Genomic DNA, 19239 nt, shown 5'->3' with positions numbered 1-19239 from the left:
CTGTAAATTTCCTCTCGGCCAGATACTGCAACCTGCAGAAATGCCCGGAGCGCCGAGGCAGCGGTATGGTGTCATTTCAGCTCGCCAACGGCGGCCAACCTTGATCTTCACAATGTCGGTTTCGCGCAATTAGCGTCCATTCAGACCCGGCGCAGCATTGGTCGGTATGAGCTCGAAGCTTCCGTTCTCCGCATCGCGGCATCGTCGCGATCAGAGCTGCCGGCACCGAGGTGGACCTGTCGCGCTTTCGTGCCGCCCCCAGTGCTCGTTTAAGCCACTTTCCTTTCGAATGCGACGGGGCTTTTCCAACCCAATGCTGAGTGGCGACGACGCGGATTGTAGAAGCCGTTGGGGTCGGGTTCAGATACCCTTAGCCTCATGTATCCAATACTCGCTTCAGGCGACCCCGGATTAACCGCACATTGGAAGGAGATGTCCATTTGATTGATCTTCGCCTGCCCCAAGCTAGTCCTCGGGCTATATTGCGCATCGACTACGTGACGGGCAGTCACGAGGACGTAGCCCTTCTCATCATAGACGAAGAAACCTGTTCCAACGCCAATTCGGTTGTCATCAAATCCGACGGTCAGCCGTGCCACCGTGAGATACCAAAGTTCACTGGGCGGCAAGAATAACATAGACAGGCCTTAACTTAACTGCTTACTGGGCAAGCTGTCAGCAATCCTTGGCCAACGCAACTACAACTAAGGGGGCAGATAACCTCACGGATTGCAGTTAACTCTACAACCCAGTTCCTTCGCGAGTAGCGTCAACTGCTAGAGCGGCAAAATGAGCGTGCTAGGACAAATTGCAAAGGCAGACGGCGAAGTCAGCGTTCCCACCGCTCTACAGCAGCTTGCGCTGCTGCTGGATCAGCACGCACTCTCAGCACCGTCTGCCTAGTCAAACCAGAAGCGTTCGCTATCGCTGTCGCTCCAGCACCGTCGGCAAGCATCGTCGACACAATCTTAAGCTGCTGGGCGTCATAGCTGGGCTTCTTCCCTCGATACTTCTTGGGGTCCTGCTTAACGGCCTCTATCCCGGCCCTCTGAGCTTCCTTAGTGGCCTCGGCTTGAGCCTGTGCTGTCGTAGCCATGAAGGCGATGAGAGCGTCTCTCACGGCCTCCTGCATAGGGTCCTTAGTAGCTCCATCAAACGTCATGTTGTTGATGACGGTACGGACGATCACTCCCCGTCGCATGAACTCACGAATGGCATCCGTGACGTCCTTGTAGTCGCGGCCCAGCCGATCAACCCACCGTACCACCAACACGTCCCCCTCCCTCAGCTTGTCGAAGAGGCGGCGTCCCTCAGCCCGTTCCGCTAGCTTAGTGGTCACACCTGACGTCGCATGGTCGGCTATCACCTCGTCGATATCGAAGCCTGCAGCCTCAGCTTGGGTGCGTTGGTGCTCTAGGTTCTGCTCTGCAGTGCTGACGCCAGCGTAAAGGATTGTCTGTGACATGGTATCTCCAAGGTGTACGTAAGGGTATTGTCCGATATGTGACATGTACGTTGACCCAAAGCAACCCTTACGTACACACAGTTGAGTAGCAATCAGACTGTACGTTAGGCCATGCCTTAACGGACACTCGCTAACACTGGAGCCGTGGCACCTTGTCATGCATCCTCACACTGGGGTATAGCTGAAGGCAAGGCGATCCATGCGTACTGGCAACGATAACAAGACCTTGCGTGTATCCACTGTCCAAAGGACACGCGACTATGACCGACCTTATCCACCTCACCATCCCCCTCATTGGACGCGTCTACATACAACACGACACCATCACGCTCTGCCGCTGGGAACTTGAGCGACTACGCGCTCCTTGGGGCGACGAGCTACTGCTGTGCTGTGGTCGCATCCGGCTATACCTGACACCTGCCTCCATCATTAGGGCAGAGGGACGCTCTCAGTAGGAATTGCAGGGCGGCTGGCTATACCCCTTGCTAGTGCTGGCTCAGCCGCCCCAGCTTCTGCTTGCTTCAGCTTCCACAAGCATCCCCCCCCCCCCCCGTGGGGACGAAACGATTCTCCGCTCCCTAAGGTAAAGCACTCAGATGTTTGTGCTGTAAAAAGGGCCGGCTCCCATTGGGTAGGTGGTGCTAGGAATTTAGAAGTCGTACTCATTCCTGTCGTCTTTCTCACCCTTCTCGTCATCTGCCTCCCAAGCCTCATCGGTGCCGTCGTATAACCGCCCGTATGGATCGACGACGTCGCGAAGCTCATCGCGGATGTGGTACTCGAATAGATATGCTAGGCCTTGTCTGCCCAGTCTGCCTGCTACCACGCCACACGCTGCCTCGATTTGGTTCGACACCATAAAGCCCAACTTGGCTCCGATCTGCTCATCCAACTGAGCCGCCTTCGCCTCGATCATCTCGTCCCGCTCCTCGTCAGTGTATTCCCTGCGCCCTATGTCCTTCAGGGCCGCTCGCGCTTCCCACCAGCGCCGGGGGAGGTCATCTTCGGGGTCACGCTCCAGCAACGCTATGCGGGTCCTTCGCATGGTGGCAACGGTCCCATCAGCCACGCCAGTTGCCTTGCTGACGGCGCTTCGGCTGTGGACCTCCGGCCCGAGACAGACCAATGCCCACGCCGCGTCGGACCGCTCCGCGTGGGTAAGCGGCAACCGTGTCTTGCCGTTCTCTTTCAGGGCCAGCAGTTGAGCCTGTTCGACACTGCATTCGTGGACCCGCGCTCGCACTTGTCTGCGATGTCCCGCCTGCCTGTAGGCCTCAAACCTGTGGTGACCGTCAACGATCACTAACTCATTAGTATGCGGGTCCCGCCAAAGTGTCATCGGGTCTAGCTCTCCTGCTGTCTTCAAGGCCTTCACGAGGGCATCCACATGGTGCTGATCGTAGGGAAAATGCCTGAACTGGAAAGTGTCCGTGTTCGTCCGCATGCCTTCGAGGCTCACCCGCATGGTTGCTGGGCGCTTAGTGCATTGTTGTTGCATGGTATTCTCATGGTTTGATATGTGGTTTGGCGGTAAGTCAGGCGCAATCCGGCTTGTGCAAAATGCACACTCTGATGCTGCACACCCAATTGGCTCCCCTCGGCTATGTCCTCTTCGACACGCCCGAGGCAATGGCGGCCAATACCTTCACCGTGAAGGGCCGAGACGGGAAAGAGCATCCGCTCGCCCTGCACGCGCTGCCGTTCTTTGACCCTGACAAACGCATCCCCCGGGGCCTTGAGATCATGGAGTTCAGGGGATGAAAGACACCACCTCCAGCGCGCGTCGCGAAAACCTGAAACGGCTCCTGAAGCCGCGCCACATTGCCTTTGTGGGCGGCAAGGCAGTCGAAGACTGTATCAACGCGACCCGCAAATCCGGCTTTGACGGGGACATCTGGGTCGTGCATCCGAAATACGAGCAACTAGCAGGCATTACATGCGTGCCAAGCCTTGCCGATCTGCCCGAACCTCCGGACGCCGCCCTGATCGCCGTATCTCGCGAACGCACGATTGATACAGTGGCTGAACTCTCTTCGATGGGTGCAGGTGGGGCGGTCTCCACCCGCAGTTCAAACCCGTTGCGACCCGCATCCTGTGAATTCGGCGTCTGATACTCGCTGCGGTTAGCATGAATGACCGGCCTGTCCGCTGCCCGGCGGCATCGAATTTGACGCGCATGCAGCATTTCAGGTGTTGCGTGCGCAAGCAGCGGGAAAACTGAATTCACAGGATGGGCTCGAAGCCGACTTTAGCCGCAGATCGATTGTAAAGTTGGCCGTCGGCGAAACGCCGAAGACGTGGCGGGACCGGTGGATTGGAGGAACCGCTATGTCTACCGCCAACCTACCAGCAATCCGTGCCTGCCGTCCCGCTTGGAACAAAGGGCGCATCGTCGGCCAGAAACGTCCGCTGCGACCGAAGCATGTCTGGGCGATCCGGGTCCGATTGGAGATTGCCCATCGGACCCGAGAACTGGCGCTCTTCAATCTCGCCATCGATAGCAAGTTGCGTGGCTGCGACCTGGTGCGGCTCAAGGTCGCCGACATCTACGCCGCGGGGCAGGTCAGGCACCGCGCTACGATTGTCCAGAGTAAGACAAGCAGGCCCGTGAGCTTTGAGATTACCGAAGGGACCCGGAAAGCAATCGAAGCCTGGCTTGAATCCCCGCTCATGATTGGGTCGGAGCATCTGTGGCCGGGAAGATTCCACGAACGGCTGCACATTTCGACGCGGCAGTATGCTCGCCTTGTCCGGGACTGGGTGGCCTCCATCGGTCTCGAGCCCAGCGCCTACGGCACCCATTCCATGCGTCGCACAAAGGTTGCGGAGATTTATCGGAAGACGGGCAATCTTAGAGCAGTTCAGCTGTTGCTTGGCCACACAAAGATGGACAGCACCGTGCGATACCTCGGCGTCGAACTTGAGGATGCGCTCGCGATCGCAGAGTCGGTAGAGATCTAGGTGCCAAGGGCCGGTCCGTCTCGATCGGCCCAAACCAGACGTTCGTTAGAGTCACCATTGCTGCAATGCGGCTCATCCAATTGAACGTTTGTTCTCAGTAACGCTAAGCCTGATCATGTTTCGCGTAGGCGCTCTACCCAAGTCTGGTCAACTTCATATCCCAGTCCTACCAGCGCGTGCCCGAACTGCTTTGCGTACAACTGTGCAAATTCATAAGGGAGTTCCGATTTCCAACGGTGCAATTGACCAGACAAAATGTGCTGTGACGACTGCGCTGTTCTGGATCTACTTCCGAAAAGGCTCTCTTCTCGAAAAGCTACACTCATGTCCTCTATAGCTTTTGCCTCGTATCCTAGTTGCTGGAGCATTCGTGCAAACCGTATCATTTCCACATCGTTCATCATGTCTTCGTATCGCCACTCGATGTTCCGATGGTCGGAGTAGTCCCAGGCCAGCATTTTCTTCACGGTACGACTGTGGATGTGGGTCATTTCGAAACGAAGCTGAGCGAGCCGATCAGGCAAACTCCGAAGCTTCTGTTGATAGGTTAACCCACCAAAGCGATCTCTCGGGGTGTGAATGATTGCTTCGGGCGATTTCGGCGTGGGAGAGTGCAGTAGGTGGTAATTTAATCCGGAAAGTAAGACATCTCGGGGATCACGCACCGAGAAAACAAATCGTATCGTTTCACAATCATCCAACACCTTCGGTCGAACGCCATTTCCGGCGAATAGAAAACACGTTCCATCTTCAATCAACGCCCGTATTCTGTCAGCATCTTCAGGGCGCTGTGCAAGGTGCAGTTGCTTTCCTTGAGTGCGCGCAACCGCTTGAAACACCCGTCTGAGCCAAACTGTCCCGGTCTTATGATTGGTAATGACGCAAAGCGATTTTGCCGCCAATTTTCTGCCTTTCAAATCAATGCCACGCACACTCAACCGGTCCATGCACCATGTCTAACGCTCAATTGGCACCGAACAGTCAACACGGCGACGTCAGAAATCGGGTCAATCAAAACTTCGGGGAATACGCAACTTCCATTGAGTGTCCGCGGCCTTCTCTCGCGTGGTTTCGTTTCAACTCAGCACTCGATGTTGTCGAGGTTGATCGTAGGAAAGCGGTGGCCCATTAGGTCAATCTTTTCGTCTTCAGTTAATTTTCGAGCATTCGGCCTTGATGTCGCGTTACTTACATTGCTTTCGTGAAGGAGCCTCAGAAACGCGGGGCCGCCTCTATCGCGAATGGTGGGAAGATGCTGTGCGACATGGCGATGTGGTCCCAACTGGTAGACCGTGGGGAATCTAGCTGCGGCCAGGTCATCAATTGCTAGTAGCGCAAGTCCCGCACCTGAGAAGGGACGACCATCGACTGTCATTACGCCCTCAGAATCTTTCTGCAGCGAGTATTCTACTCCCCTGTTGAAAGTAAGTGCGGAGGTCTCATTGACTTTTTTTAGGTGCGACCGAACTCTGGCTATATAATCAGCCGCGAGCGCATCATCATCGTCAATCCTGAATGTCGCCCACCTTCCTGCATCCGGGGAAATCGCCGTTTCCATTGCTACTTTACATCCGAACCGAAGCATTCGACTGGGTGGCACCGGAACAATAAAGGCTTGTGGGAAGCCGCTAAGCAGCCGTTTGAGTTGACGTAAATATGGTACAGGAATGTTCGTCGTGATCAAAACTGCAAGGCGAAAATCGAAATCAGTCTGTGCTCGCAGCGAGGGAAAAAGAAGCGTTTGAAGCAGGTGCAGTCGTTGCTCCATGCGCTCCTTTGCAAAGATGAGTTCGCACCGGTCCTCGTAAGACTGATCCACCAATGCAGGGAACCCTCTATTGGTCTTAAGAACCATAGAGAAACGTAAGATACCTAGAACTTCCGGCATGGCTGCCAAACCTTTCAAAATGCTCCGCAAGCCAAGTGCCGCCCGAGGCGATACTTGGTTCGCGTCTGCACAACTGTCTCCTTATCTGTCTATGAACTCAACCGTTGTGACTTCCGTCAGCCATCGCAGCCTCTTGCTCAAACGCCTCTGCAACCTGCGCCGCAGCAGATTGGCTGGCAAGAATTCGGCGTCCATATCGGGCCGGCATCTCCGGAGATCGCCAGCGGCCGGCCACCATGATGGATGAAAGACTGCAATTTAATCGAAAAGCGTCGTGGACGCCCCCTACACGCATACTGTGCGACGACACATCCTTGCGATCAAAACGACGTTTCATAATCCGAGATACAGTTGCCGGAGACAACGGCTTCCGAATTGCATGGCATTGTGACTTGGTGAAAATGGGGTCATCGGTCTTCAGCTCTGCCACTTCGATCCACTTTAGAACGGCATTTGATGCTCCTTTGGATAGGAAAGCGTAGTCCCCTTTTGCAAACTGATCTGTCTTCGAACGCCTCACAAATAGTAGACTCGAACCGTCATCTTGACGTTCTAGATCGCGCACTTTGAACGCTACAAGTTCTGAAACCCGGCACCATGTATCAGAAGCGGCCCAGATCAAGGCTCGATCGCGCAATTCCTGCCTGCTCGTTCCCAAAGCGGCGACCACCTTTAGCACTTCTGCTTTTGCAAGTGGGGGCGCCTGTCGCGTAAAAGCACCATACTTTCTCTTCACGGACTTTAGCGCGAGCTCAACAAGCCTATGGCGGCACGGCGACGGAAGAAAAAGTGACCGGTGGTGCTCGCTGATCGCCCAGAGGCGGGTTGCAATCGTATTCGCGCTCAAATTGCCACCCATCGCTTCGATGTACTCAGCGACAATCTGTGGTTGGACAGGTGGGGTAGCCTCATAGCCCCGCTCACTGCACCACTCCGAGAAAGCCCTTTTAATTTGCCTCAGATTTCTGAGCGTCTCCGGAGCGAAAGCTTCCAACGAACGACGCTCATACTCCTCTATAATCGCTTGGCGCTTTTGTTCGGACTGGCTTGTCAAAACTGTCAGCACTTCTGCTCTCTCAAACTCACGATCAAACACGGTAGTCATTTGGCCCCTCCTCCGTAGATGTATGGACGCTGCAAGGATGGGCATTAATCAATCGTTAATACATTGCTCCTATACATTCCTCATCGAAAATATGGGTACCAGTATGTCGAAAGATGATGATTTGAGTCGGGTCGAAAAATTAGAAAATGCACTGCTCGAGTACGTTGCTCGCTACGGCGCAACTGACCTAGCGGTCGATGCATTTCGTGACGTAAGTGGCATTGAACAGCGGGTCAAATCTTTTGAATCGCACTCTGCAAAAGGTGATCTGCGAAGTGCCTACAAAAGCAACTAGATGATCATTGATCCGCGACTTGGTGGTAATGTTAATACGTTCTTTTTGGCTATCTTGCGCTTGCAGCGAACGGCAGTTCTCCGCCTCTATTACTTCTTAAACCCCTTACATTGAGAAGGGCGGCCTTTAGGGAATACTACCCCATCGAGCACGCCCGTTACCGTCGGCGACGCATCGCCTCCAGTCGGGCGGCCTTTTCGCGGGCGAGCGGGTGGTCCCTCCCGAGCTTGCGCCAGAAGCCAGTGCTCTTGGTCCAATTCATCATCTGGCTGAAGCTATCGACCTGGTCGTCGTAACGGGCGCGAGGGAACGCAAGGAGTTCGCGCCGGAAGTCGTCCAGCCACGGCGCTTCCTGGGGTAGCAGGACGGCACCCTCCGACACAGGATCACACGCTGCGCGGAACCGGGTCTCCTTGTCGTGCTCTGGCGTGACGCGCCGAAAGCGCGATCGGTTCTGCTCGAAGCACTCGTGGATCAGCGGACGGCCAGTCACGGCATCCTCGATCAACACGACGTCTGCCTCCCACTCCTCCCCGAGCCGTAGGCAAGTCCGTTTAAGGTCCGGGTAGTCGAGGCGGTCCCGAAACACGTTCAGGAGCCACCACTTGCGCTCCCGGAGGCCCCAGGTGGTGCAAACCGAATAGTCCGAGCGAGGATCGGCTGAAGTGCCAGTGTCCCAGCTTTGAGCCACCATTTCATAGGCGTGACGCGGCAGGGTCTCGTCGTAGGTGCCAAACCACTCCCACCGCAGCGGAGAACCGTCGGGGGCCACGGGATTCTGCTGGTACTGACAGTTGAAGACTGCGGCCCCCATCTCCCGACGCATTCGTTCCAGAACGTCCAGCCCAAAGCGCTCCGCGAACAGAGGTTCTCCCTTCTTGCGACCGCGGTGTTGTCCCTTCCCAATGGCGATCCTCTGGTCATCCTCCGCGATCGCGGGCAGGTTCAGATGACGGTATCCACCTTTTCCCAGCAGGTAGCCCGGCGGGTCAAGCTCATGGAGGCGCTGCGCGATCATCACGACCCGTCCTTCGGAAGGATTGTCGAACCGCGACAGCAGCGAGCCCTCGATGTATTCCTGCGCCCGCAACAACTCGGCCTCGGAGCCGGCATCCCCGGCCTTCATCAGGTCGTCGATGATGATGTAATCTGCGCCGTGCCCGGTGACCGCGCCCCCGATCGACACGGCCTTACGGCTCCCTCCCCGGGTCGTGCGGATCTCGTCCACGGTGTTACCTCGACCGCCGAGACGGGTCCCGGGGAACATCTCGCGGTACCAGTCGGACTGCATCACGCGACGGCAATCGTCGGAGTGTTTCCGCGCCAGATCGAGGCCGTAGCTGGCGACAATGATCTTCGAGGAAGGGCTGTGCCCGAGCACGAAGGCCACGAAGGCGACAGAGACCGTGATCGACTTCAGGTGCCGTGGCGGCACGTTGATCACCAGCCGCTGGTTTGCCCCGATGCGGACGTCGTCGAGCTCGTGGCACATGGCCTGGACATGCCAGCCAGGCACGAAATCCCCTTCGCGACCTGGATGAAGCGTGCCAAAAACCCGCCAGACGAAGTAGAAGAATTGGTCCCGCGCGAGCGCAATGGCGCCCGCGTGCAACTGTTGCGGGCTGGGAGCCGTCATGCCGGCTCCTCCCCTTCCGCGTCATCACCTTGGCGCGTGCTCACTTGTTGCGCCGTGAAGAAGTGCTGCAGCATGTCCAAGTCGACAGGCTCGAGCTGCGGCTCGCACCCCGCTGCGGTCGCGTCAGCGCTGCCACCGAAGAGCTGCGGGTCGAGCTCGATCAGCTTCAACAGCGTCTTCACGTCCCCGCCGAGGGCCTTCGCGACCAGCCGCTTCGCGGCCGCCTCTGCCTTTGAGATCTTCTTGGTCTTCTGCCCTTCGGTGACCGTGATCATCGCTTCGAGTTCGCGTCTGAGGCTGGCGTTCATCCCTTTCGCTTCGATGGGACGCCCCTTGGGGTTCCCCGACCGGCCTTTCTTGAACCGCGTGGCCTTCGGAGGCCGGCCATAGCCGACCTCGTAGTCGCGATCATCATCGTCACGCATCGACATCGCTCCCCTCCTCCGTGTGTTCGGATTGCGCGGTGCGCGACTTGATCTCGAAGGTCTCCCCCGAGCTCGCGTGCACGGCGGCCTTGCCGGTCGCTTCCTGCCATCGGCGGATGGCAACATCGACATAGGCCGGGTCAAGTTCGATCAGGCACGCCCGCCGCCCGGTCTTCTCGGCGGCGAGCAAGGTCGAGCCGGAGCCACCGAAGCAATCAAGCACGATATCGCCGCGATGGGACACGTCCATAATGGCGTCGGCTACGAGCGCTGTCGGTTTCACCGTCGGGTGATCGACAAGGTCTGCGGCCCGGCCCTTGCCGAAGCTGTTCACTCCGGCATAATCCCAGACATTGGTTCGATTGCGGCCGTGTTTGCCCAATTCCACGTTGTTGACATGGGAGGCTCCCGGCTTGCGGAACACGCAGACCAACTCGTGCTTGGAACGATAGAGGCTACCCATCCCACCGTTGGTCTTGTTCCAGACACAGAGGTTGATGAGCTCGAGACCGCAACCCTTGCCGGCCGAGATCAGTTCCTCGACATGGCGCCAATCCATGCAGATCATCGCGACGCCGCCATCGGGCAGCGTGGCTTTCACGCGCTCGATGAAGCCCTTGAGAAACGCCCGGAACTCACCGTCCGACATCTCACCGGACGCCATGGCGAACTCGCGGTGCTGTGCGGCATTGCCGCTGCGGACGTGCCCGTTGACCGGGACGTTGTAGGGTGGACCGGTGAACACCATGCGGGCGGCGTCGCCAGCCAACACGGCGTTATAGCTCAGCGGCTCAAGCGCATCTCCGCAGAACAGGCGATGGGACCCAAGGATCCAGAGGTCCCCGCGACGCGTCACCACCTGGCCATCGAGATCCGGTTCCGGCACGGCTTCCGCCTCTGTTGCGTCGGAGGTTCCGGCCTCGCCGATCACGAGGTCGATCTCTGCCGTCTCGAAACCGGTGATGGTGAGATCGAAGTCGAGTTCGTCCCCGAGACCCAGTTCGAGCAGGTCGGCAAATTCGAGGCGGAGCGCCTCCTCGTTCCAGTCGGACAGCTCCGCCAGGTGCTGTCAGACGAATTCGAACCAGTCTCAGCTAGGACAGGGTGCCTGCCGTTTATTCAGCGCAAAGACCGCGCCACTCGAGAAGTGCGGCGGTGCGGTTCAGCTTGAAGTGGCTTCGGCTTGAGAGACTGCGGGTTTGGTTGAAGTGGTTGGAAACGGAGGCGTGGACGGAAGCGAACTTTTGCAAACTTCGCATCCTTCGAAACCGAAGCATTGCTCGCTCCCTTCGTCGAAAAGGCAGGTGCGAATTCTCGGCTCGATTGTTCACCCAGCGGCCCGTTTCCTGTCGGTTCGCGCCGCCCAAATCCTTGAGCGCGGCGCCGTACGAGCGAAGCTTGTCGGTGACGATCACCTTGGGCTGTCCGTGCTTACGCATTGCTTTTCTTAGGAACTTTACCGCAGCTTTCTTGTCGCGGCGCTTGGTGACGTAGCTTTCCAGCACCTCACCTTCGTGATCCACGGCACGCCAAAGGTAGTGACGCTGGCCTCGGATTTTGACGAAGACCTCATCTAGATGCCAACGCCACTTGCTTGATTTCAGGCCCTGGATCCGCCGCTTCTTGATCTCGGACGCGAACATCGGGCCGAACCTTTGCCACCAATATCTGACCGTTTCATGGCTGACATCGATCCCGCGCTCGTGGAGCAGATCCTCCACGTTCCGGAGCGACAGCGGGAACCGGACGTATAGCATTACAGCCAGGCGGATGATCTCAGGGCTCGTCTTGAAGTACTTGAAGGGCGATCTTTTGGTCATCCCAAAAGTCTACGAGACCGCCCTGCCCGGCTCAAGCACAGTTCCTCTGACAAGGCCATCGCAAGTGTTGCACTCCGAGTACAGCACCCAACGGCAATCATCGATAGGAGGCCATACCATGGCATACGAAATGCGGAGCAACCCCGGCAGCCGGTTGGGCATCTACGCAGACAAGATCGAAGCAGTCCGGGAACAGCGCGGGCTGACGCCCGCAGGCTTCCGACATGACGGTACAGACCCCGCCGGGGCGGACAAGGAGGCCGCTCAGGCGGCACTTTACGACCGCGCCGACGCGCACCTGCCCCCCCGAATCGGCGGTCCGGTCCCTTCATCTGGAAAAGAGGCCTCAGAAGAACACGAAAACAACGAATAGTGACCACGCGCTCCTGTGGTCAATATCGTGGTCAATAAGATGAATCACAACCTCGTTAAGCTCATGAAAGATAACGATAAAGATCGTGGCGGAGGAGGTGGGATTCGAACCCACGGTACGCTTTCACGCACGCCGGTTTTCAAGACCGGTGCATTCGACCACTCTGCCACTCCTCCGGCGGTTCAAGGCTGCGCTCGAACGGGTCTGGACCTCTGCGATACTGTGACAAGTGTGATTCTGAAACCCACTCTCTGCCACGATCTTCACAAGGCGGCTTTTCAGATGCGAATCGGTGGTGTAACGTCTGCCCATTACAGGCGTGGTCCGCCAATAGGATCACAACCGGCAGCGACCGGTCCGGCAACGTCCGGGTAGAGTTAATAATCACCTGCGCGCCTGACGCGTGGGGACAGAGTGCAGAGATGAGCAGTATGACCCTAATCCGCCACACGTCCCGAATCCGCGCTTTTTCCATGGCGCTTGTTCCTGTCATCGCCCTTGCGGGCTGCGTTGAAGAGGGCGGCTTGTTCAGCTCTCGTGATGCGGACGCAGACGGCCCCGCGCCCATTGGCGCGACGCGGCTGGTGGAGCGTGACGTTGAAGCGCCCGAGGTTTTTGAGGCCACAGCCGAAGGTCTCTGGGATGGTCGCCCCTCTCTTGGTGGCGTCTGGGTGGCGCATCCTGATGTAACCGATCCCGAGCGTGTAATTATCCGCAACGATGAAAACGGGCGCTTCGTGATTGGCGCCTTGTTCCGGCGCGAGCGCGACAACCCCGGCCCTGAGCTTCAGATCTCGTCCGATGCAGCTGCCGCCATTGGCGCGCTGGCGGGCGACCCGACAATGTTGAACGTGACGGCCCTGCGCCGGGAGGAAGTGTCCGAGACGGCAGAAGCCGCCCCTGATGCCTTCGCCCCCGGTGAAGATATCGCCGCCTCTGCGGCTGCGGGCGACATCACATCTGCGCCATTGGACGGGACCGATACCACCATCGCCGCCGCCGCCGCTGCGATTGATGCGGCAGAGCCCGCCCCCGTTGCGGCCCGTACGCCCGCCGCTGGCGCGCCCGAGCAGGCCTACATCCAGATCGGCATCTTCTCGGTCCAGGAAAACGCCACCAACACCGGGCAATCCCTGCGCAGTGTGGGCCTGGAGCCAACGATTTATGACCAGACCACCAACGGCCGCCAGTTCTGGCGCGTGGTTGTCGGCCCCGCCGACAGCACCGAGACCCGGGACGCGATCTTGGCCAATGTGCGTGACTTGGGCTTTGACGACGCCTTCTTTGTGCGCCGCTAACATCCCGGTGCGGCGCCCTGCATAAGCAGCTTTTCGCGAGTGGCGGCGCGGCACCTTGATGTTGGGTGTGTTTCGCCTTTAGCTATGGCTCTGGACACATTTGGAACGCTTAGGTTGCCATGCATATTGCTTTTCTAACCAAACCCGCCGCGACACTCCTCGCGGCGGTTTTTGTTTCGCTCTCTGCCATTGTTGCGCAAGCGCAGGGCTATGACACGCAGGCCCGCGCGGCCTATGTCTACGACCATAGCTCGGGTCAGGTTTTGCTGGCGCTCAACGCGGACGAGCCTTTACCGCCCGCGTCGATGTCCAAGCTGATGACGCTTCTGATGGCGTTTGAAGCGCTGCGCGATGGCCGCCTGACGCTGGAAACACGGGTGCCCGTTTCTGCCCACGCCATGAGCTTTGGCGGCTCCACCATGTTCCTCAACACCCAAGACCGCCCCACGGTCGAGGAATTGATCCGTGGCGTCGTGATCGTGTCCGGCAACGACGCCGCCGTGGCCCTGGGCGAGGCGCTGTCGCCCGACGGGACCGAGGACGGCTTTGCCACGCTGATGACCCAACGGGCGCGGCAGTTGGGGATGATGAATTCGACCTTCGCCAATGCCTCCGGCTGGCCCCACCCCGACCACCGCGTGTCGATGCGCGATCTGGGCATTCTGGCACAACGGCTGATCGAGGAATTTCCCGAATACTACGCCTATTTCCAGGAAACCGAATTTGACTACGAGAACCGCAGCCCCGCCAACCGCTTCAACCGAAATCCTCTTCTGGGTCTGGGGATCGGGGCCGATGGCCTGAAGACCGGCCACACGGAAGAGGCAGGCTACGGCCTTGTCGGCTCTGCCATGCAAGGCGACCGACGGGTCACTTTCGTGATCTCGGGGCTCGCCTCCTCGCAAGCCCGCGCCGACGAAGCGGAGCGGATCGTGACGTGGGCCTTCCGCCAATTCGTGATGCGCGACGTGGTGGAACCGGGCGTTGAAATTGCCCGAGCGCCGGTATTTCTGGGCAGCGAAGAGACCGTGGGCCTCGCACCCTCGGAAGGGATCGAAATGCTGCTACCCGCCCTTCTGGACCCAGAGATTGAGGCAAACCTGACGTTCACATCGCCCCTGCCCGCCCCAGTGACAGCGGGCGATGTGGTGGGCGAATTGCACGTCACCCAAGGCGTCCACGGGTTCGAGGCCCGCGTGCCCGTCGTTGCCATGGCCGATGTGGAACGGGGCGGGCCGATGGTGCGCATCGGGGCGGCATGGTCCAGCGTGCGCAGTATGGTAGCGGGCGGCGAGGAAACGCCCGCCTTTTAAACGCGTGCCCGGATCGGCACCCAAACGCTCCCGTGTTAGGGCAATGCCCTGCGGGCATCACGCGGCACTTTGGGCCCCGGCACTTTGGGGCCCGGCACTTTGGGGCCCGGCACTTTGGAGGTAGCGCCGCGCGGCCCAAGGGGCCACCCGGCGCGGTCGCGTGCCCCTGTTGCGTCGGGATTGTATCGGGCGCTTGCGCGGCCCGCCTTGCTCTACCGCCCCCGCCCGTGCAAAACCTGCCCACAAGACACTTCAGCCGAAAGCGCCCTGCCCCGATGTCCCCTCTTTTTATCAGCCTTGAAGGCATCGACGGCTCGGGCAAATCCACCCAAACCCAGCGGTTGGTTGAATGGTTGCAGACCCAAGGCCGGGACCCTGTGCGCACGCGTGAGCCCGGTGGCTCTGCCGGGGCCGAGGAAATCCGGCGTCTGTTGGTGGAAGGTGACCCGGATCGGTGGAGTGCCGAGACGGAAATCCTTCTGTTCACGGCCGCCCGCCGCGACCATCTGGAACGCACCATCCGCCCGGCACTGGCCGCTGGACGGGATGTGGTGACCGACCGTTTCGCCGACAGCACCCGCGTTTACCAAGGGGCCACGCGCGGCGATTTGCGCGGCCTTGTCGACCGCATCCACGCCGCCGCCATTGATGTGGAACCGGACCTGACCCTGATCCTTGATATGGACCCGGAACTGGCCCTGTCGCGCGGCCTTGCTCGCGATAGCGGCGAAGACAGGTTCGAGGACTTCGGCCTGCCCTTTCAGCAGAAGCTGCGGGCCGGGTTTCGGGAGCTGGCCTCGGAAGCGCCAGAGCGCTGCGTGTTGGTCGACGCCTCGACTGATCCTGACACCATCTCGGGGACGCTTTCGCAGATCGTGGCCGAGCGGCTTTCGCGCCGATGAGCGGCCATTGCGCCGGCTCCGGTTTCGAAATTGATATACCATTGATCTACCCTGCACCCCGCCCGCGCCCCGTGATAGACCTTGCCCATGGCTGATGATCTCCCCCTCGAATCCGATCGCATCGACGGCGCGCCGCACCCGCGCGAGGCTGCGCAATTGTTCGGCCATTCCGCCGCCGAGGCCGAGTTTCTAACCGCCGCCATCTCGGGCCGCCTGCCCCACGGCTGGCTTCTGACCGGACCCAAGGGCGTCGGAAAAGCCACCTTCGCCTGGCGAGCCGCCCGGTTCCTTCTGGCCACGCCTCCGCCCGATGATAACGACATGTTTGGCGCCCCTCCGCCGCCGCAAAGCCTTGATATTTCAGCGGATCATCCCGTGTCGCACCGCATGGCTGCCTTGAGTGAACCGGGCCTGTTCCTCTTGCGCCGCCCGGTGGACGACAAGGACAGCAAGAAGCTGAAAACGGTCATCACCGTGGACGAAGTGCGGGGACTTAAAGGGTTTTTTCATATGTCTGCGGGGAACGCGCGTCGCGTTGTGATCGTCGACAGCGCCGACGAGATGAACCCCTCCGCCGCCAACGCGCTGCTGAAAGAGCTGGAGGAACCGCCCGAAGGCGCGGTTTTGTTCCTGATTTCTCACCGCCCTTCCGGTCTGTTGCCCACCATCCGCTCGCGCTGTCGGACCCTACGCTTCAACCCACTGGGCGACGCTGATCTGGCCTCTGCGCTGATGCAGGCAGGCGCGGAGCCGCCCGAAGGCGTGGCCCTTGCGACACTGGCACAAGGGTCCGTGGGCGAAGCGATTGCGCTCGCCGAACAGGGCGGGCCGGGACTCTATGCCGACATCACTAAGCTCTTGGGAACATTGCCAAACATGGACCGCCAACTGGCGATCCGCTTGGCGGAAGGCACTGCTGGAAAGGCCAACGAGGCACGCTTTACCCTGACGCTTTCGCTTCTTGATACGGCACTGTCACGGGCCGCGCGGCTGGGGGCGACGGGGCAGATGCCGACCGAGATCACCCCGAACGAGGCCGCGATGCTGCAACGCCTCGCCCCTACGCCGCACCACGCCCGTGAATGGGCCAGCCTTGCGCAATCCCTGACGGCGCGCGCCCGGCGCGGAAAGGCGGTCAACCTTGACCCCGCCGCGCTGGTGTTTGATATCTTCCTCGACCTGGACCGGATGGCGGCCCGGCTGGCCGCATGAGAGCCCCCATGACCAATCCCACGATCGTTGACAGCCATTGCCACCTTGATTTCGACAGCCTTTCAGAGGAGCTGCCAGAGGTGATTTCCCGCGCCTTGGACGCGGGCGTCACGCGCATGGTCACGATCTGCACACGGCTGAAAAACGCGGGCCAAGTGCAGGCCATCGCCGACGAATACGCCCCGGTTTTCTGGGCCGCAGGCACCCACCCGATGTCCGTCGCAGAAGAGCCTATGGCGACCCTCAACCAATTGGAAACGCTCGCAGAACACCCCAAGTTTGTGGGCATCGGCGAGACCGGGTTGGACTACCATTACACCGCCGACAGCATGGCTACTCAGCAAGAAAGCCTGCGCCTGCATATCGAAGCCGCCCGGCGCACCAAACTGCCGCTTATCATCCATTCGCGTGACGCGGATGAGGACATGGCCCGCATCTTGTCCGAGGAATACGCCAACGGCGCCTTCACCTGCGTGATGCATTGCTTCAGCTCCTCGGCCGCGCTTGCGAAAGCTGCGCTTGATCTGGACTTCTACCTGTCGATGTCGGGCATCACTGCCTTCCCCAAAAGCCAAGAGCTGCGCGATATCTTCGCCGCAGCCCCGCTCGACCGTATTCTGGTGGAAACCGACAGCCCCTATCTCGCGCCGCCGCCCCATCGCGGCAAGCGCAATGAGCCCGCTTTCACCGCCCACACGGCACGCAAAGCGGCCGAGACCTTCGGGCTGAGCTATGAGGAATTCGCGGCACAGACCACCGCCAATTTTGACCGCTTGTTCTGGAAAGCGTCCCATGGCTGAGTTGCGCGTCACCATCCTTGGATGCGGTTCATCCGGCGGCGTGCCGCGCCTTGGGGGAATATGGGGGGCATGTGACCCCACGAACCCCAGGAACGTCCGGCGCAGATGTTCGTTACTTGTTGAAAAGAAATCGGAAAATGGTGCGACCCGTGTGCTGATCGACACCTCTCCGGATATGCGGGGGCAGTTGTTGGACGCGGGCGTGGGGCATCTGGACGCCGTGCTATATACCCATTCCCACGCCGACCATGTGCATGGGCTCGACGACCTGCGGATGATCGTTTTCAACCGCGAAAGCCGCCTGCCCGTCTATGCCGATGGGGCCACATCCAACGACCTTCTGAACCGTTTCGGCTATGCCTTTGCGCAGCCTGTGGGGTCGTCCTATCCGCCGATCCTGGAGCTTCACGCTATCACCGGGGACGTCACGGTTGAGGGGGCCGGCGGGCCGCTGACCTTTACCCCGTTCGAGGTGACCCACGGCAACATTGACGCCCTTGGTTTCCGGGTCGCCGATGTCGCCTATTTGCCCGACGTCTCGGCCATCCCAGAGCCCGCGTGGTCGGTGCTGGAGGGGCTCGACACCTGGATCGTGGACGCGCTGCGCTACAAGCCGCATCCGAGCCATAGCCACCTATCCAACACCTTGGAATGGATCGAGCGTGCCGCGCCGAAGAAGGCCGTGTTGACCAACATGCACATTGACCTCGATTACGCTACCTTGGACGCGGAAACGCCCGCCCATGTGACCCCGGCCTTCGATGGGCTGACCCTGACTTACCACGTCTAGATGGGCGTCCTGTTCTCGATCGTTCTGCCCGTCTTTCTTCTGGTTGGCGCGGGCTACTTCGCTGTTTTCCTGAAGTTATTTAAGGACTCGGCGGCTGATGGGTTGATGGTATTCACCCAGAAGTTCGCCCTACCCTGCCTGCTGTTCAGCGGCATCGCTTCGCTCGATCTGGGGGCCGAGCTAGATCTGTGGCTGTTGGCGGCCTATTTCGGCAGCGCGGCGACCTGTTTTGCCCTTGGTATTCTTGGGGCGCGGCTTCTGTTTGGCCGTCCATGGACCGACTGTATCGCCATTGGCCTGACCGCGATGTTTACCAATACCGTCCTTCTGGGCCTGCCGGTAACGGAACGCGCCTTTGGGGCAGAGGCCTTGGGGCCGAACTACGCGATTATCGCGTTCAACGCCGGGTTTTGCTACCTGATCGGCATCACCTCGATGGAAATCGCCCGGGCCGAAACCACGGGTTTTGCGCTGGTCAGAACCGTGGCGGACGCGATGTTTCATAACTCGTTGATGATCGGCATTTGCTGCGGCTTTGTGGTGAATCTGACGGGCTTGCCCATACCCGCCGTGGTCCAGGATGCCCTTGACCTGATGATCCGCGCGGCCCTTCCGGCGGCGCTGTTCGGCCTTGGTGGCGTGCTTTACCGCTACAAACCCGAAGGCGACATGGCGCTGATTGCGATGCTGTGTGTGCTGACCCTGGCCGTGCATCCGTTGCTGACGTGGACCATCGGCACCTATGGCGGGCTGAGCACCGGGCAGATGCGTAGTGCTGTGATTACCGCCGCCGTGGCTCCGGGGATCAACACCTATATCTTTGCGGATATGTACGGCGTGGCGCGGCGGATTGTGGCCACCACGGTGCTGATCGGAACGGCGCTGACGGTTGTGGGTGCATCGGTTTGGCTGATGATCCTGCCGTGACGCGGGCTTAGGCTTTCAGGGCCACGTGG

21 protein-coding genes and 1 tRNA gene are annotated in these 19239 nt (G+C 59.6%); 12 read left to right on the top strand and 10 right to left on the bottom strand.

Going from position 1 to position 19239, the window contains the following annotated elements:
- Positions 1 to 829: 829 nt before the first annotated feature.
- On the bottom strand, positions 830 to 1465 hold the full coding sequence (locus AADW23_RS08805; protein ID WP_341864132.1) for a recombinase family protein: 636 nt from the start codon (positions 1463 to 1465) through the stop codon (positions 830 to 832).
- 649 nt (positions 1466 to 2114) lie between these two features.
- Entirely contained in the window at positions 2115 to 2909 is a 795-nt protein-coding gene (locus AADW23_RS08800) for a ParB N-terminal domain-containing protein (protein ID WP_341864308.1), read from the bottom strand.
- 128 nt (positions 2910 to 3037) lie between these two features.
- Here AADW23_RS08800 and AADW23_RS08795 point away from each other — a divergent pair, with 128 nt between their 5' ends.
- From AADW23_RS08795 to AADW23_RS08785, 3 genes are all read left to right on the top strand, one after another.
- Entirely contained in the window at positions 3038 to 3226 is a 189-nt protein-coding gene (locus AADW23_RS08795) for a hypothetical protein (protein ID WP_341864131.1), read from the top strand.
- Complete coding sequence (locus tag AADW23_RS08790) at positions 3223 to 3576, top strand: CoA-binding protein (protein ID WP_341864130.1); 354 nt, start codon at positions 3223 to 3225, stop codon at positions 3574 to 3576. Before AADW23_RS08795 ends, AADW23_RS08790 begins: the two co-directional genes overlap by 4 nt.
- Before the next feature lie 217 nt (positions 3577 to 3793).
- Complete coding sequence (locus tag AADW23_RS08785) at positions 3794 to 4426, top strand: tyrosine-type recombinase/integrase (RefSeq protein ID WP_341864129.1); 633 nt, start codon at positions 3794 to 3796, stop codon at positions 4424 to 4426.
- Between the two features lie 113 nt (positions 4427 to 4539).
- Here the strand turns inward: AADW23_RS08785 and AADW23_RS08780 are convergent, their stop codons facing one another.
- From AADW23_RS08780 to AADW23_RS08770, 3 genes are all read right to left on the bottom strand, one after another.
- Entirely contained in the window at positions 4540 to 5373 is an 834-nt protein-coding gene (locus AADW23_RS08780; RefSeq protein ID WP_341864128.1) for a hypothetical protein, read from the bottom strand.
- 134 nt (positions 5374 to 5507) lie between these two features.
- Positions 5508 to 6314 carry a glycosyltransferase gene (locus AADW23_RS08775; RefSeq protein WP_341864127.1) on the bottom strand — a complete coding sequence of 269 codons (807 nt, stop codon included), beginning with the start codon at positions 6312 to 6314 and terminating at the stop codon, positions 5508 to 5510.
- A 97-nt stretch (positions 6315 to 6411) separates the two neighbouring features.
- Positions 6412 to 7419, bottom strand: a complete 1008-nt coding sequence (locus AADW23_RS08770) for a tyrosine-type recombinase/integrase (protein ID WP_341864126.1) — start codon at positions 7417 to 7419, stop codon at positions 6412 to 6414.
- A gap of 103 nt (positions 7420 to 7522) precedes the next feature.
- Here AADW23_RS08770 and AADW23_RS08765 point away from each other — a divergent pair, with 103 nt between their 5' ends.
- The gene (locus AADW23_RS08765; protein WP_341864125.1) at positions 7523 to 7714 is read left to right on the top strand and encodes a hypothetical protein; all 192 of its coding nucleotides are present in this window, start codon (positions 7523 to 7525) and stop codon (positions 7712 to 7714) included.
- Positions 7715 to 7871: 157 nt separating this feature from the next.
- Here AADW23_RS08765 and terL read toward each other — a convergent pair whose 3' ends face one another.
- The 4 genes from terL to AADW23_RS08745 all read right to left on the bottom strand — a co-directional run bounded on the left by terL (position 7872) and on the right by AADW23_RS08745 (position 11595).
- Positions 7872 to 9350 carry a phage terminase large subunit gene (gene terL, locus AADW23_RS08760; protein ID WP_341864124.1) on the bottom strand — a complete coding sequence of 493 codons (1479 nt, stop codon included), beginning with the start codon at positions 9348 to 9350 and terminating at the stop codon, positions 7872 to 7874.
- Positions 9347 to 9781 (bottom strand): DUF5681 domain-containing protein, encoded by a 435-nt coding sequence (locus tag AADW23_RS08755; protein ID WP_341864123.1) that lies wholly within the window; start codon positions 9779 to 9781, stop codon positions 9347 to 9349. Before AADW23_RS08755 ends, terL begins: the two co-directional genes overlap by 4 nt.
- Complete coding sequence (locus AADW23_RS08750) at positions 9768 to 10706, bottom strand: site-specific DNA-methyltransferase (protein ID WP_341864122.1); 939 nt, start codon at positions 10704 to 10706, stop codon at positions 9768 to 9770. Before AADW23_RS08750 ends, AADW23_RS08755 begins: the two co-directional genes overlap by 14 nt.
- 184 nt (positions 10707 to 10890) lie before the next feature.
- Positions 10891 to 11595: an IS6 family transposase gene (locus AADW23_RS08745; RefSeq protein ID WP_341864121.1), complete on the bottom strand. Its 705-nt coding sequence runs from the start codon at positions 11593 to 11595 to the stop codon at positions 10891 to 10893.
- Positions 11596 to 11713: 118 nt separating this feature from the next.
- On the opposite strand from AADW23_RS08745, the gene AADW23_RS08740 reads away from it, so the two are divergent.
- Positions 11714 to 11968 (top strand): hypothetical protein, encoded by a 255-nt coding sequence (locus tag AADW23_RS08740; RefSeq protein WP_341864120.1) that lies wholly within the window; start codon positions 11714 to 11716, stop codon positions 11966 to 11968.
- Between the two features lie 86 nt (positions 11969 to 12054).
- Here AADW23_RS08740 and AADW23_RS08735 read toward each other — a convergent pair.
- Positions 12055 to 12144 (bottom strand) — tRNA-Ser (locus tag AADW23_RS08735).
- Between the two features lie 246 nt (positions 12145 to 12390).
- Between AADW23_RS08735 and AADW23_RS08730 the strand changes: the two genes are divergently transcribed.
- The 7 genes from AADW23_RS08730 to AADW23_RS08700 all read left to right on the top strand — a co-directional run bounded on the left by AADW23_RS08730 (position 12391) and on the right by AADW23_RS08700 (position 19210).
- A complete protein-coding gene (locus AADW23_RS08730; RefSeq protein WP_341864119.1) occupies positions 12391 to 13266 on the top strand; it encodes an SPOR domain-containing protein in 876 nt (291 codons plus the stop codon).
- Between the two features lie 119 nt (positions 13267 to 13385).
- The gene (locus tag AADW23_RS08725) at positions 13386 to 14579 is read left to right on the top strand and encodes a D-alanyl-D-alanine carboxypeptidase family protein (protein ID WP_341864118.1); all 1194 of its coding nucleotides are present in this window, start codon (positions 13386 to 13388) and stop codon (positions 14577 to 14579) included.
- A gap of 275 nt (positions 14580 to 14854) precedes the next feature.
- Positions 14855 to 15481 (top strand): dTMP kinase, encoded by a 627-nt coding sequence (tmk, locus tag AADW23_RS08720; RefSeq protein WP_341864117.1) that lies wholly within the window; start codon positions 14855 to 14857, stop codon positions 15479 to 15481.
- 87 nt (positions 15482 to 15568) lie between these two features.
- Positions 15569 to 16693 (top strand): DNA polymerase III subunit delta', encoded by a 1125-nt coding sequence (locus tag AADW23_RS08715; protein WP_341864116.1) that lies wholly within the window; start codon positions 15569 to 15571, stop codon positions 16691 to 16693.
- Positions 16694 to 16701: 8 nt separating this feature from the next.
- Entirely contained in the window at positions 16702 to 17493 is a 792-nt protein-coding gene (locus tag AADW23_RS08710) for a TatD family hydrolase (RefSeq protein WP_341864115.1), read from the top strand.
- Entirely contained in the window at positions 17486 to 18283 is a 798-nt protein-coding gene (locus tag AADW23_RS08705; RefSeq protein ID WP_341864114.1) for an MBL fold metallo-hydrolase, read from the top strand. The genes AADW23_RS08710 and AADW23_RS08705 overlap by 8 nt, the downstream gene beginning before the upstream one ends.
- The gene (locus AADW23_RS08700; protein ID WP_341864113.1) at positions 18284 to 19210 is read left to right on the top strand and encodes an AEC family transporter; all 927 of its coding nucleotides are present in this window, start codon (positions 18284 to 18286) and stop codon (positions 19208 to 19210) included.
- The last annotated feature ends 29 nt before the right edge of the window (positions 19211 to 19239 follow it).

Source organism: Gymnodinialimonas sp. 57CJ19, assembly GCF_038396845.1.
Lineage (GTDB): Bacteria > Pseudomonadota > Alphaproteobacteria > Rhodobacterales > Rhodobacteraceae > Gymnodinialimonas.
This window is presented reverse-complemented; position numbering and strand designations above follow the sequence as displayed.